The following is a 295-nucleotide window of genomic DNA, read 5'->3' on the forward strand; positions in this document are numbered from 1 at the left end:
CGCTGGGGCAGCGGCTGGCTGGCCCTGCGGCAGGGCGAAGCGGGCCAGGACGAACGCAGCGCGCTGCGCGAGCGGCTGATGACCGCCCTCGATCTGCTGATGCTCACCCTCGGCGAAGGCCGGGCCGACGCCGCCTGCCAGGCCGTCGCCACCGAGGCCGCCGTGCGCCTGGGCTGCGACCGGGTGGCCATCGGCTTTGCCCGGGGCAAGGCCACCGTGCGGCTGGCCGCGCTCTCCCACACCGCCGACTTCGCCCGCAAGCTCGATCTGGTGCGCGCCCTGGAAGCCGCGATGA

At 75.6% G+C, this 295-nt stretch carries 1 protein-coding gene; it reads left to right on the forward strand.

Annotated elements, in window-relative coordinates; genetic code table 11:
- A partial coding sequence (locus QQK25_RS17885) for a hypothetical protein (RefSeq protein ID WP_284189151.1) occupies window positions 1–295 on the forward strand: 295 nt, incomplete at both ends.

It is taken from the genome of Zoogloea oryzae, from assembly GCF_030161255.1.
GTDB classification, from domain to species: Bacteria; Pseudomonadota; Gammaproteobacteria; order Burkholderiales; family Rhodocyclaceae; genus Zoogloea; species Zoogloea oryzae.